The sequence below is a fragment of the Pseudomonas multiresinivorans genome (genome assembly GCF_012971725.1).
Classification (GTDB): Bacteria; Pseudomonadota; Gammaproteobacteria; order Pseudomonadales; family Pseudomonadaceae; genus Pseudomonas; species Pseudomonas multiresinivorans.
Genome location: NZ_CP048833.1, coordinates 2,533,906 through 2,546,817, shown reverse-complemented (window position 1 = coordinate 2,546,817; position 12,912 = coordinate 2,533,906). Strand labels below are relative to the sequence as shown.

Here is a 12,912-nt window from a genome sequence, read left to right as displayed (position 1 = left end):
GTTCAGTTCATCCGAGCCCGAGGTTTACGGGATCGGCGGGTTGTTCCAACGCTGCACGGTGACGATCATGTGCCCTTCGCCCTTGTGCGACTGGCCGGCGTCGTCCACCGCGGCAATCACCTTCAGGTTGCCGGCGTTGTTGGTCATCATCTTGCGCGCCGGGTTCGGGCCGGCGTCGCCCGGCGTGAAGATGCCGCTGTCGGCGTCCATCACCCCGGCGAACTTCACGTCCTCGTCTTCCTTGGCGCGATCATCGAAGGGTTCCACCGACCACTGCGCGGGGAACACGCCGATGCGGAACGGCTTGCCATCGGCGCCCTTGCCCCAGGCCTCGGCGTCGAAGCTGCCCTGGACCTTCGGCGTCGAGCCGCCATTGCCGCCAACGCGCGATACCGAGAACTCCGGTACCACCTTCACTTCGGCGATGTCCTTGTACACCGCGAAGCTGCCGCCCTTGGCGCTGCCCACGGCAACATCGCGCTCGCCGACGGCAGCGGAGTCAGCAGCCTTGACCTTCACGGTCACGCGCTCGGGGGTCTCGGAAACCACCGACACCACCTCGACGCCCGGGCCGAACGACGGCTTGCCTTTCAGGCCGCTGCCGATGACGCTGACTTCAGTCTCGGCACCGGCCTTCAGATAGGCCGGCTGCACGCCCAGCACGCGGCTGGTGCCGTTCTGCGCGGCGACGAAGTCCAGGCCGCGCTCGTCGTGGGCCTTGTCGAACATGCGGCCCTGCATCTGGCCGTTCAGGGCGGCAAATACCTGGCGCATGGTGACGTCACCGACCTTTACCGCGCCGCGCCATTCGTAACCGTTGTACAGGACCGCGCTGCCGTCACCGTTGAACGGCGTGCCGTCGGCGTACTGGCCTTTCACACTGACCTTGAACGCGTCGTCGCCGTCCTTGCTGACCTTCATGCTGCCAGCGACGTCGCCCTTGCCCGGCATGTGCCCGGCGAAGCTCCACTCGCCGGCCAGCGCCTCGGCCTTCGGCCGGTTCTTCTGCCAGTCGCTCCAGGCCTTGTCCTCCAGCGGGAAGCGCTTGGCCAGTTCCGGGACCATCTCCTTCTTCGCCAGGTCGAACCAGTCGCGGTCGCGAGCCAGTGCCTGGTACTCCAGCGATGGCCAGCGACCGAGGTGGAAGTTCACCAGCTTCTCCCACTCCGCCGCCGGGCGACGCTGCAGGGCGATGCGCGCGGCCGAGTGGCAACGGGCACACATCTGTTCGAAGTTGGTATCGAATGTCTCGACGGTGTTCAGCCGGCGCTCCAGGGCGTAGCGCACGCCATCGGTCTCGCTGGGCGCCAGGCCCTGCTTGTCGGCGAGGAACTTGACCACCGCGCGACGCTCCTCGTCGGTGATCTTCAGGCCGTACATCACCTGCATGCGGCCGATGCTCATCAGCCAGCCTTCAGGGGTCTTGCGCTGGTGGCTGATGCGGCTGAGGGAGTTGTTGCCTTCGGGCGTGTGGCACGCCTGGCACTTGGCGTTGATGATCGCCTGGCCCTCGGGTGCGGCCTGGGCCGTCTGGTGCAGCGCAAGGGCCAGTGCGGCCAGGGTTCCGGCACCCAGATAGTGCCGAAGTCGTGTCATCTTCAAGGTCAGGCCTCCTCGGTATTCTTGTTGGTTATTGGCGCCCACCGATGGGCTAAGAACCTGCTTGCGATCTGCTGCGCGTCGGCATAACTGCGTTGAAATCGATCTCGAGATGCTCATTTACGGCGAGTAAACTCCGCTCCCTCAATCGATTTCGCCTTGTTCTGCCCTAGCTCGCAAGATCGTAAGCAGATTCCAAGAGCGAGCTCTTCAAAGCGGTTTTGCAGATTGTGTGCCACTACTGCGCAAACCCCGCCGAATCAGGCTTTCGGCTCGGTTTTCCGGCACGCCCGGCGGGTGGCACCGGGGTTGCGACGTCACATTTCGCGATTGCTGTCTAACTCTGAGACAGCGCCTGTGAGACACCCTGCGAAGCAGTATGGTCCTGCCTGCGCAAAGTGCCGCCCGCCGGCAGCATCAGGGCGCCGAACAGCATGGTGAGCAGGCCGATCCAGACCAGCGAGAGGAACGGGAAGCGACGGACCACCACGACGCTCTCGATGTCGTCACCGGGTTGCTTGAGCAGCCTTGCGGAAGCCGGCACCCAGATCTGCAGGTCGCCACTCCAGCCACGCACGATGAAGGGATGCAGCACGTAGCCGCGATCCGAGGCGAAGCGCGCGTAGTGGTAGTCGAGGATTTCGCAGAGCTGGCGTACCGGGCCCTGGTAGGCCGGCGGGTTGCCGCGGCTGTCCTGGAACAGCGCGTGGCCGGCCAATGTGCGCTCGCCGTCGCGCAGCTCGACCTTGGCCACCGCGTGGTAACCGGAGAAATCCGGGCGGCTGGAATCCGGCGAGACGCGCATCTGCATGCCGCCGATCACCGCGTGCCACTGCTTGAAGGACGTGCCCGGCGGGATGCTGATCTGCTGGTAGCTGTTCAGCGCCGTGGCGGCCAGCCCGCCCACCAGCGCAATCACCGCGCCGCCGTGCACCAGCGCCAGCCCGCCGCTGTAGCGCAGGTTACCCACACGTCGGCTGCGCCACAGGCTCTGCGCGCCCCACAGCAGGCAACTGCCCATCAGGAAGGCGCCCCCCAGCAGCGCTGCATCCAGCCACGGCAGCACCCGTACGATGTTCTGCGAGAGCATGCCGTCGCCGTTGTAGCCGTCGCTCAGCCAACCGCCGCGCCAACCGGTCCAGAGCATCACGGCAGCCATCAGGGCGGTCGCCAGCAGCGCCAGCCGCGGTCGTCCACATCGACGCAGGAAGCTGTAGCCGCCCATCAGGCCCAGCGCCGCCAGCAGCGGCACAACCCAGTGCGCCAGGCCGTAGCCGTTGACGTCCCACTGGTCGAAGGCGCGGCGCAGGCTGTCCATCTCGGCGGTGGTGGCCCAGGCGGTCAGCGTCTCGAAGAAGGGTTTCAGCTCGCTCGGCCGCTCCTTCCCCAGCCATTCGTAGAGATGCGCCTGGAGCAGCGCGCCGAGGGCCAGCAGGCCCGTGCCGGCGAACAGGTAGATGGCGACGTCCAGCGTCCAGTCCGAGGCCCCGCGCCGCCGCCCTGTCCCGTTGCGCGCCCGCCATCCGGCCAGCAGATGGAACGTCGCGAGGGCCAGCAGTATCGCCGCCAACGCCAGATGGCTGAGCCACGACGTGGTACCTATGTAGCGGTGCGAGCTGGCCAGCACCGTGCTGCGGGTCACCGCCATGGCGCCGCAGGCCATGGCCGCCGCCAGCAGGCTGAGCGCCGGCAACAGCCGTGCGTAGGAGCCGTCCGCGCGCCAGCGGCGGGCGCCGTGCAGCACTGCGCCGAGCAGCGCCCAGATGATGAAGGCCGAGGTCTGCACCGGGTCCCAGTGCCACAGCTGGCCGTAGGTGAAATCCTCCATGGCCCAGGCCATGCCGACGCCGATACCGGCACTGAGGATCAGCCAGGCACGACGGCTGTAGCGCGGCATCACCCAGGCGTAGGCGTGCCCGCCTCGCCCCAGCGCTTCGAGCGCGGCACCGGCCGGCGCCAGCACCCAGGCGTAGGCACAGAGAATCAGCGGCGCGTGCAACGACATCCAGAACGTCTGCAGGTGCGCGTTCATGCCCTGGCTCGGCTGCGCCGCCAGCCAGTCCCCCGGCGTCGTACTGAACGGCCCGAGCCAGGCGGCGGTGGCGGCATACCAGGCAGCGATCAACGCCATGCCGCGCCCCGCCCAACCGGGCAGCGCGGCGCTTTTCAGGGCTATCGCCATGCAGAAGGTCGCCAGCAGCAGCACCGTGCCTTCGTCGCCACCCCATAGGTTGGAAAACTTCAGGTAGGCTGGCAGCGCCGCACTGCTGTAGAGCCACGCATAACGCAGCTGGAAGTGGTCGGCCACCAGGTGCAATGCCAGCGCCAGGCAGGCGCCGCAGAGAGCACCGACGGCAATCGGCCAAGCCAGCCCTCGCCATTCATGGCGGATGGCGCCAAGGGCAATCAGGCCCGCCAGCGCCCAGAGCAAAGCGTTGCCCATGCCGGGCAGCAACCACAGCAAAAGGCAGGTCAACGCGGCGGCAAGCAACCCCGCCATCCACGGCAACGACAGATGCATCCTCTTCAAGCCAGGCCTCCTTGTGCAGCGCCGACGCGGCGCTTGGCGAAACCCAGCGCTCTTCACGTTACGTGCCAGGGGGGAAAACCCTTGTGAAACAGCAGGCTGCGCTCACGCAATGGGCAATGCGGCGTGGCAGATCGCGACAGCTGTAGCAGCCTGAGACAGCTCCACCCGTTATAGACGATGGTCTAACGGCAGAAAGCCATCATCGAATATCGCCCCCGAGAAAAGCGCCAGCCAGACGCGTCACTTCCCACCGCTTGTCCAGAACAGGCGCCAATCCGCGCCAGCCGGGGCTTTGCCGGTGATGGCCAGTGGATATCCGCGGTAGGCCGATTATGCTTCTCATTGACCTTGCGACTTGCCGCAGGGCTGCCTGTATTCAAGCTTCGCGCAATCCGTACGACCTGACATCAGCCCTGGGCTCGAGTGCGGTAACGGTATTGAGGGACTCCGGCCCAACACAACAACAAGACGGAGACGAACATGGCACAGACATACAGCCCGTCCGCGGGCAACGCGCCTTCCACCGGAGTGACGAAGGAGGAGCGCAAGGTCATCTTTGCCTCCTCCCTGGGCACCGTTTTCGAGTGGTACGACTTCTACCTCTACGGCTCCCTGGCGGCGATCATCGCCAAGCACTTCTTCGCCGGGGTCAACGAAACCACCGCCTTCATCTTCGCCCTGCTGGCCTTTGCCGCCGGCTTCGCGGTGCGGCCCTTCGGCGCCATCGTGTTCGGCCGCCTGGGCGACATGATCGGGCGCAAGCACACCTTCCTCATCACCATCGTCATCATGGGCGTGTCCACCGCCGTGGTCGGCCTGCTACCGGCCTACTCCACCATCGGCGTCGCTGCGCCGATCATCCTCATCACCCTGCGCCTGCTGCAGGGCCTGGCGCTGGGCGGCGAGTACGGCGGCGCGGCGACCTACGTCGCCGAGCACGCGCCCAAGGGCAAGCGGGGCTTCTTCACCTCGTGGATCCAGACCACCGCGACGCTGGGCCTGTTCCTCTCGCTGCTGGTGATCATGGCCTGCCGCACCGTGCTCGGGACCGAGGCGTTCGAGGCCTGGGGCTGGCGGATTCCCTTCCTCCTGTCGATCCTGCTGCTGATCATCTCGGTGTACATCCGCCTTCAACTCGCCGAGTCGCCGGTGTTCCTGAAGATGAAGGAAGAAGGCAAGGCATCGAAAGCACCGCTGACCGAATCCTTCGGCCGCTGGGACAACCTCAAGGTGGTGATCATGTCGCTGCTCGGCGGTACCGCCGGCCAGGCCGTGGTCTGGTACACCGGGCAGTTCTACGCGCTGTTCTTCCTGCTGCAGACGCTGAAGATCGACCCGCAGACCGCCAACCTGCTGATCGCCGGTTCCCTGCTGCTGGGCACGCCGTTCTTCGTGTTCTTCGGCAGCCTGTCCGATCGCATCGGCCGCAAGAAGATCATCATGACCGGCTGCATCCTCGCGGCGCTGACCTACTTCCCGATCTTCCATGGGCTGACCCAGTTCGGTAACCCGGACGTGTTCGCCGCCCAGGAGAAGAACCCGGTGACCGTGGTCGCCGACCCGAATGCCTGCGCCTTCCAGTTCGACCCGGTGGGCAAGGCCAAATTCGTCAGCTCCTGCGACATGGCCAAGAGCCTGCTGGCGAAGCGGGCGATTCCCTACGAGAACATCAAGGCTGAAAGCGGTGCGGTGGCCCAGGTGCACATCGGCGACAAGATCATCGCCAGCTTCGAAGGCGCCGGCATGCCTGCGGCGGACTTCAAGGTGCAGTCCGAAGTCTTCACCGCGCAACTGGCCGCCTCGCTGAAGGAAGCCGGCTACCCCGAGAAGGCCGACCCGGCGAAGATCAACCACCTGATGATGCTGGTGCTGCTGACCGTCCTGGTGATCTACGTGACCATGGTCTACGGCCCCATCGCCGCGTGGCTGGTGGAGCTGTTCCCGACGCGCATCCGCTATACCTCCATGTCGCTGCCGTACCACATCGGCAACGGCTGGTTCGGCGGCTTCCTGCCCACCGTCGCCTTCGCCATGGTGGCGGCCACCGGGGACATCTACTACGGGCTCTGGTACCCCATCGTCATTGCGGTGATGACGGCGATCCTAGGCATCCTGTTCCTGCCGGAGACCAAGGATCGGGATATCACCCACTGATCTGTCGTGCCACGCCGGAGAGCCCCTCTCCCCAGCCCTCTCCCTGAAGGGAGAGGGGGTGTTCGTGCCGTTCTGGCTGCCGTGATTCCCGGCGGCTACGCGCTATCGCACCCCAGCAAAAGCAGCGTGTCAGCAGGAAAGTACCGCGGCCACGCTTCGCTCCAGGCCAGTCCCCTCTCCCTTCAGGGAGAGGGTTAGGGAGAGGGCATGCCCAGCCCCACCCCTCTAAAAACGCCTCCCCAAACGTCTCAACTGCTGTCGCAATGTGCGACAGCAGCTCCACTTCGTCGTCATTCATAAATAAAATAATTATTTAAATTTCAATTAGTTAAATGGAAATAACTGCCTTGGCACAGCCGTTGCGATATCCCGCCTCAACGTTCCTGGAACAGACAACAAGAGGCCACCGCAATGCTCGCTTCCCTGCCCATCAAGCCCGAATCCCGCGCCTTCCTGCAGCGCGCGCCGAAGATGCTCATCGGCGCCGACTGGACCTCCGCCAGCGACGGCGCCCTGATGGACCTGCGCAACCCGGCCACCGGCGAAGTGCTCTGCCAGGTGCCAGCCGGCACTCCCGATGACGTGGACCGCGCCGTACGCGCCGCGCGCCAGGCCTTCGACGATTCCGCCTGGACCCGCACCCGCCCGCGCGAGCGGCAGAACCTGCTGTGGAAGCTCGCCGACCTGATGGAGCGCGACGCCGACCTGCTGGCCGAACTCGAGTGCCTGAACAACGGCAAGAGCGCCGCCGTCGCCCGCGTGATGGACGTGCAACTGGCCATCGACTTCCTGCGTTACATGGCCGGCTACGCCACCAAGATCGAAGGCAGCACCGTGGACGTGTCCATGCCGCTGATGCCCGACGGCGACTTCCACGGCTACATCCGCCGCGAAGCCGTCGGCGTGGTTGGCGCCATCGTCGCCTGGAACTTCCCGCTGCTGCTGGCCTGCTGGAAGCTCGGCCCGGCGCTGGCCACCGGCTGCTCGGTAGTGCTCAAGCCCGCCGACGAGACGCCGCTGTCCGCGCTGAAACTCGCCGAACTTGTCCTTGAAGCGGGCTACCCGGCCGGCGTGTTCAACGTCGTCACCGGCACCGGTATCACCGCGGGCGCCGCCCTCTCCCACCACCCGCTGGTGGACAAGCTGACCTTCACCGGCTCCACCCCGGTGGGCAAGCAGATCGGCAAGGCGGCCATGGACAACATGACCCGCGTGACCCTGGAACTGGGCGGCAAGTCGCCGACCATCGTCATGGCCGACGCCGACCTGGCCACCGCCGCGGCCGGCGCCGCCCAGGCGATCTTCTTCAACCAGGGGCAGGTCTGCTGCGCCGGCTCGCGCCTGTACGTGCAGCGCAAGCACTTCGACAACGTGGTCGCCGATATCGCCGGCATCGCCAACGGCATGAAGCTGGGTAACGGGCTGGACCCGAGCATCGACATGGGCCCGCTGATCTCTGCCAAGCAGCAGAAGCGCGTGTTCGACTACATCGAGCTGGGCCGCGACAAGGGCGCCACCATCGCCTGTGGCGGCGAGCAATTCGGCCCCGGCTACTTCGTCAAGCCGACGGTGATCGTCGACGTCGACCAGAAGAACCCGCTGGTGCAGGAAGAGATCTTCGGCCCGGTGCTGGTCGCCATGCCCTTCGACGACATCGAGGACGCCCTGCGCCTGGCCAACGACAGCCCCTACGGCCTGGGCGCCAGCGTCTGGTCCAACGACCTGGCGGCGGTGCATCGCATGGTGCCGCGCATCAAGTCCGGCTCGGTGTGGGTCAACTGCCACAGCGCACTGGACCCGGCGCTGCCCTTCGGCGGCTACAAGATGTCCGGCCTCGGCCGCGAAATGGGCGCCGCCGCCATTGAGCACTACACCGAGCTGAAGTCGGTACTGATCCGCCTGTAATCGGCCTGTTGCTCAGCGCCAGCTAGTGAAGGCAGCGTAGGAGCGGACTCTGTCCGCGATGTGCCACACCCACGCCCGGAGCCGCCGGGAAACGATCGCGGACAAAGTCCGCTCCTACGCAAGCGAAACCGTCTACCTCGCCCGCGCACCCCCTGCGCGGGTCTTGCATCCCCCGGTCGTACCCGCGACCGGGGGATTTTTTTGCGCCGATGATCGCCCTCAGTCCCAGCTAAGTTTCTCGCCGTAGCCTTCTCCCCACGCCGACACACGGCAGCCAAGGAGATGCACACGCCCATGAACCAGCCAACAACCGCCGCCTGGCTCAACAAGGTCCCCGAGGTCACCCTGGCCTTCTGGGTGATCAAGATCATGTCCACCACGGTGGGCGAAACCTTCGCCGACTTCCTCGCAGTCGATGCCGGGCTGGGCCAGGCCGCCACCAGCATCGGCATGGCCCTGCTGCTGGCGGCCGCGCTGTTCGGCCAGCTCCGCACGCGAGCCTATACGCCCTGGATCTACTGGCTCAGCGTGGTGCTGGTGAGCATCGTCGGTACCCAGATCACCGACCTGCTCACCGATGTCCTCGGCGTCAGCCTGTACCTCAGCACAGCAGTGTTCGCGCTGCTGCTGGCGGTCAACTTCGCCGTCTGGTACGCGCTGGAGCGCAACCTGTCGATCCAGCAGATCGTCACCCCGCGCCGCGAGCTGTTCTACTGGACGACCGTGCTGTGCACCTTCGCCCTCGGCACCGCGGCCGGCGACCTGGCCACCGAAGCCCTGGGGCTCGGCTTCACCCTGGGCGTGTTCGTCTTCGCCGGGCTTATCGCCGCCACCGCCATCGTCTGGAGGCTGGGCGGCAACGCCGTGCTGTGCTTCTGGATCGTCTACATCCTCACCCGTCCCTTCGGCGCCTCGCTGGGCGACCTGCTGACTCAGGCCAAGACCTACGGCGGCCTCGGCATGGGAGCCACGTGGACCAGTGCGCTGTTCCTCAGCGTCATCCTGATCCTGGTCGCGGTCGCCCAGTTCAGCAGCAACAGCCAGAAAAGCATCGCTCAATAAACCACTCACCGATCATCCGGGAGCTCCCATGTCTCGTCTCGACTCGTTTGTCCGTAAAACCGCCATCGTCTGTGCCATCGCCCTGCTCGGCCTGGCCACGGCCTGCTCAAAATCCACCGACGCCCCGGCCTCTGCCGCCAGCAGCCAGCTCGGCGCCGGCCAGAGCACCGCCTCGAAGCTGGGCGATCTGTCCGAGTTCCAGAGCATTGCCCAGGATGTCGCCGGCCTGGTCAACCAGGGCGACCTGGCACTCGCCAAGCTGCGCATCAAGGACCTGGAACTGGCCTGGGACAACGCCGAAGCCGGCCTCAAGCCACGCGCCGCCGCCGACTGGCATGTCCTCGACGATGCCATCGACCAATCGCTCTCGGCCCTGCGCGCCAGCAGCCCGCAAGCGGCCAACTGCAAGGCGACGATGGACGCCCTGATGAAAACCTTCAACAGACTGCAAGGCAGAGCCTGAGCAGAGCGCGAAAGCCATCGCGAAAAGCACACACAGGTGCTTCAATCCCAACGCGGCCTCCTCCGGGAGGCCGCGCCCGTGTACTGCGGAGAAGAACATGCGGGTACTGCTGGTCGAAGACGACACCATGATCGGCGACGCCATCCAGGCCGCGCTGAATGAGGCGGGCTATGCCACCGACTGGGTGCAGGATGGCCTGAGCGCCTTGAGCGCGCTCGCCAGCCAGCACTATGACCAAGTACTGCTCGACCTCGGCCTGCCGGGCAAGGATGGGCTCGAGGTGCTGGCCAGCCTGCGTGCCCACGACAACCCGGTGCCCTTGCTGATCATCACCGCCCGCGACAGCCTCGATGACCGCCTGCGCGGGCTGGACGGCGGCGCCGACGACTACCTGCTCAAGCCCTTCGAACTGGCCGAACTGCTGGCCCGCATGCGTGCGGTGATGCGCCGCAAGGGAGGCAGCGCCAGCCCCCTGCTGAGCAATGGCGTGGTCTCGCTGGACCCGATCCACAAGCATGCCAGCACCGCCGAGCACGCCGAGGTGGCACTCTCCAACCGTGAGTTCAGCCTCCTGCAGGCGCTGCTGATCCGCCCCGGCGCCATCCTCTCGCGCAGCGAGCTGGAGGATCGCCTGTACGGCTGGGGCAACGAGGTGGAAAGCAATGCCATCGAATTCCTGATCCACTCGCTGCGACGCAAGCTGGGCAGCCATGTCATCAAGAACGTCAGGGGAATGGGATGGATGGTTTCAAAAGGCGCCTGAACGAGTCGGTACAGCTACGCCTGTCCATCGCCCTGTCGCTGGCCATCCTGGCGGTGGCAGTCGTCGCCGGCGTCTTCGCCTTCGCCTCGGCCTTCGATGAAGCCCTGGAAATCCAGGACAACAGCCTGCGCCACGTTGCCGAGCTGTTCGAGCGCCAGCACATGACGCTGCGCTACCCCGACGAGGTCATTTCCACCAGGGGCGATGACGAGGAGTCGCGCATCGTCGTCCAGTACCTGGCCGACGGCAGCAAGGCCAGTGGCGACTCCGACACCACCTTGCCGTTGCCGCTGTCGACCCACCTTGCCGATGGCCTGTCGACCCAGCACCTGTACGGCGAGTCCTTCCGCGTGCTGGTGAAAACCACCGCCGCGGGCGAACGCATCGCCGTGGCGCAGGAAACCGGCAGCCGCGACAAGGACGCCCGCGAGAGCGCCTGGCGCAGCCTGCTTCCCCTGCTGGTACTGTTCCCGATCCTGCTGCTGGTGGTCGCCGACCTGGTGCGCAAGCTGTTTCGTCCCATCGCCCGGCTGGCGGAGGAAATCGACCAGCGCGACGAGCAACAATTGCACCCGGTGAACGAGTCGGCGCTGCCCACCGAGGTCCGGCCCTTCGTACATGCCATCAATCGCTTGCTGGGCCGCGTGGGTAACAGCCTGGAAACTCAGCACCGCTTCGTCGCCGATGCCGCCCACGAGCTGCGCTCTCCCTTGACCGCGCTCTCGCTGCAGGCAGAACGCCTCGGTGTCGCGGACATGTCCGATGTCGCCCGCGAGCGGCTGGCGCAACTGCGAAGGGGCCTCGAGCGAAGCAAGAACCTCGTCGACCAGTTGCTGAGCCTCGCCCGCGCCCAGGCTCCCGCGACGCAACCGGCCTCAGCGACCTCCGTGCACCAGGTGTATCGCAGCGTACTCGAGGACCTGCTGCCACTGGCCAGGGCCAAGGACCTGGATATCGGCCTGGAATCCGGCGAGGACGCCTGCCTGCCCGTCAGCGAGATGGATCTCTCGACGATGCTGAAGAACCTGGTCGACAACGCCATTCGCTACACACCGCAAGGCGGCCGCATCGACCTGGCCGTCCTGCGCGGACCGCAGGCCGTCCTGCTGCGGGTCAGCGACACAGGGCCGGGTATCGCCGAAGCCGAACGGCAACGAGTCTTCGACCCCTTCTATCGCACGCTGGGCAACACCGAAATAGGTTCAGGCCTGGGCCTGTCCATTGTCAGGGCCATTGCCGAACGCCTGGGAGCCGTGGTGCAACTGGGCTATACGGACGCCAAGGCGAAAACCGGTCTTAGCGTCACCCTGAGCTTTGCCCTCGCAGCGGACTGAAAGCCCGAGCGCGCGAATCCTCCCAGGCCTGAACGAAGCAGCGCACCGTACTCAATCGCGATCCGGCGCTCCCAGCGGGAACAGTGTCCGCAGAGGTCGCGCATCCTCCACCGCGCGGGCGAAGGACGGGCGCGCCAGCAGGCGCGAGCGGTAGCCACGCAGGGTCGGGTAGCGGTCGCCGATGGGATGGGTCCAGTCGGCGTAGAACAGTGACGGCGCCGCTGCACAGTCGGCCAGGCTGAAGCTGTCGCCCGCCGCCCACGCGCGCCCGGCCAGTTCCTCTTCCAGCCAGGCGTAGGCCAGTTCGAGCTTGCTTACCGCGTGGGCCAGGCCTTCGGCGCGCTTGCTCGCCTCACCGCTCATGGCCCCCAGCACGGCGTGCTGCACCGGGGTCATCACGTGCCAGTCGAAGAAGCGGTCGAGGAAGCGCACATCCAGCGCCTTCAGCGGATCGTCCGGCAACAGCCGCACCGGGCCGGGATGCTTCAAGTGGAGGTACTCGATGATGATGCTGGTCTCGGCGACGCTGTGCTCACCGTCCAGCAGCACCGGGAACTTCGCCAGCGGCCACAGGCGCAGCCAGTGCGCACCGTTGTCCGGCTCATCCGGGCCCAGGCCGCGGAACTCGAAGGGCGTGGCGTTCTCGTACAGCGCGATCAGCACCTTCTGCGTGTAGGAGGAAAAGAGATGGCCGAAGAGCACAAGGGACATGGCTGGATCACCTGAGGCAGACGAAAGTACTCAGCCTAGACCCGAATGCCGCCAGGCGAGCCTCAAGCCGCTGAAACGCTGACCGCCGATCCGGTTCGCTGGCTTCGACTCCCCTGCTGCCCCGGTGCGGAACCTTCGTCCCAGAGCAGCTCATGGCCACTCTCTACCCCGCCGGCATGTCGTTTTTGATCATGCCCGCGGCGATTTCGAGCAACTCGCCGCCTGCCCATCTGCCTTAGCTTGGGTCCCGCGTGATGCGCGTTGCCGGCAGCGGCCCCCTTCCCCAGCCATCCCCTGATCCCGCCAGGAGCGGAACCACCGGCCGGGTGGCTAGATTCGCTCCTGCAAGTGCCATCGCGCCGACCTCGCTACTCCCATAAGAACAATTTCA

Annotated in this window: 9 protein-coding genes; 6 read left to right on the top strand and 3 right to left on the bottom strand. The window is 66.0% G+C overall.

The window, feature by feature from the left end; translation table 11 throughout:
- Positions 1-24 precede the first annotated feature (24 nt).
- Together peaA and ccsA are read right to left on the bottom strand one after the other, a co-directional pair.
- Complete coding sequence (gene peaA / locus G4G71_RS11905; RefSeq protein ID WP_169937871.1) at positions 25-1,596, bottom strand: quinohemoprotein amine dehydrogenase subunit alpha; 1,572 nt, start codon at positions 1,594-1,596, stop codon at positions 25-27.
- Between the two features lie 340 nt (positions 1,597-1,936).
- Complete coding sequence (ccsA, locus tag G4G71_RS11900) at positions 1,937-4,120, bottom strand: cytochrome c biogenesis protein CcsA (protein WP_169942619.1); 2,184 nt, start codon at positions 4,118-4,120, stop codon at positions 1,937-1,939.
- Between the two features lie 489 nt (positions 4,121-4,609).
- On the opposite strand from ccsA, the gene G4G71_RS11895 reads away from it, so the two are divergent.
- From G4G71_RS11895 to G4G71_RS11870, 6 genes are all read left to right on the top strand, one after another.
- Positions 4,610-6,283, top strand: a complete 1,674-nt coding sequence (locus G4G71_RS11895; RefSeq protein ID WP_169937869.1) for an MFS transporter — start codon at positions 4,610-4,612, stop codon at positions 6,281-6,283.
- A 411-nt stretch (positions 6,284-6,694) separates the two neighbouring features.
- On the top strand, positions 6,695-8,188 hold the full coding sequence (locus tag G4G71_RS11890; protein ID WP_054907889.1) for an aldehyde dehydrogenase family protein: 1,494 nt from the start codon (positions 6,695-6,697) through the stop codon (positions 8,186-8,188).
- 294 nt (positions 8,189-8,482) lie between these two features.
- A complete protein-coding gene (locus G4G71_RS11885) occupies positions 8,483-9,250 on the top strand; it encodes a COG4705 family protein (protein ID WP_169937867.1) in 768 nt (255 codons plus the stop codon).
- Between the two features lie 28 nt (positions 9,251-9,278).
- Complete coding sequence (locus G4G71_RS11880; protein WP_169937865.1) at positions 9,279-9,713, top strand: hypothetical protein; 435 nt, start codon at positions 9,279-9,281, stop codon at positions 9,711-9,713.
- 97 nt (positions 9,714-9,810) lie between these two features.
- Positions 9,811-10,476 carry a response regulator gene (locus tag G4G71_RS11875; protein ID WP_169937863.1) on the top strand — a complete coding sequence of 222 codons (666 nt, stop codon included), beginning with the start codon at positions 9,811-9,813 and terminating at the stop codon, positions 10,474-10,476.
- Positions 10,452-11,810: an ATP-binding protein gene (locus tag G4G71_RS11870; protein WP_169937861.1), complete on the top strand. Its 1,359-nt coding sequence runs from the start codon at positions 10,452-10,454 to the stop codon at positions 11,808-11,810. Before G4G71_RS11875 ends, G4G71_RS11870 begins: the two co-directional genes overlap by 25 nt.
- A gap of 51 nt (positions 11,811-11,861) precedes the next feature.
- On the opposite strand, the gene G4G71_RS11865 is transcribed toward G4G71_RS11870, so the two are convergent.
- Positions 11,862-12,521, bottom strand: coding sequence for a glutathione S-transferase family protein (locus G4G71_RS11865; RefSeq protein ID WP_169937859.1), 660 nt, complete (start codon positions 12,519-12,521; stop codon positions 11,862-11,864).
- Positions 12,522-12,912 lie beyond the last annotated feature (391 nt).

Excerpts from the sequence above, each read along its gene's own strand:
- peaA (WP_169937871.1), bottom strand. The coding sequence starts at position 1,596 with ATGACACGACTTCGGCACTATCTGGGTGCCGGAACCCTGGCCGCACTG.
- ccsA (WP_169942619.1), bottom strand. The coding sequence starts at position 4,120 with ATGCATCTGTCGTTGCCGTGGATGGCGGGGTTGCTTGCCGCCGCGTTG.
- G4G71_RS11895 (WP_169937869.1), top strand. The coding sequence starts at position 4,610 with ATGGCACAGACATACAGCCCGTCCGCGGGCAACGCGCCTTCCACCGGA.
- G4G71_RS11890 (WP_054907889.1), top strand. The coding sequence starts at position 6,695 with ATGCTCGCTTCCCTGCCCATCAAGCCCGAATCCCGCGCCTTCCTGCAG.
- G4G71_RS11885 (WP_169937867.1), top strand. The coding sequence starts at position 8,483 with ATGAACCAGCCAACAACCGCCGCCTGGCTCAACAAGGTCCCCGAGGTC.
- G4G71_RS11880 (WP_169937865.1), top strand. The coding sequence starts at position 9,279 with ATGTCTCGTCTCGACTCGTTTGTCCGTAAAACCGCCATCGTCTGTGCC.
- G4G71_RS11875 (WP_169937863.1), top strand. The coding sequence starts at position 9,811 with ATGCGGGTACTGCTGGTCGAAGACGACACCATGATCGGCGACGCCATC.
- G4G71_RS11870 (WP_169937861.1), top strand. The coding sequence starts at position 10,452 with ATGGATGGTTTCAAAAGGCGCCTGAACGAGTCGGTACAGCTACGCCTG.
- G4G71_RS11865 (WP_169937859.1), bottom strand. The coding sequence starts at position 12,521 with ATGTCCCTTGTGCTCTTCGGCCATCTCTTTTCCTCCTACACGCAGAAG.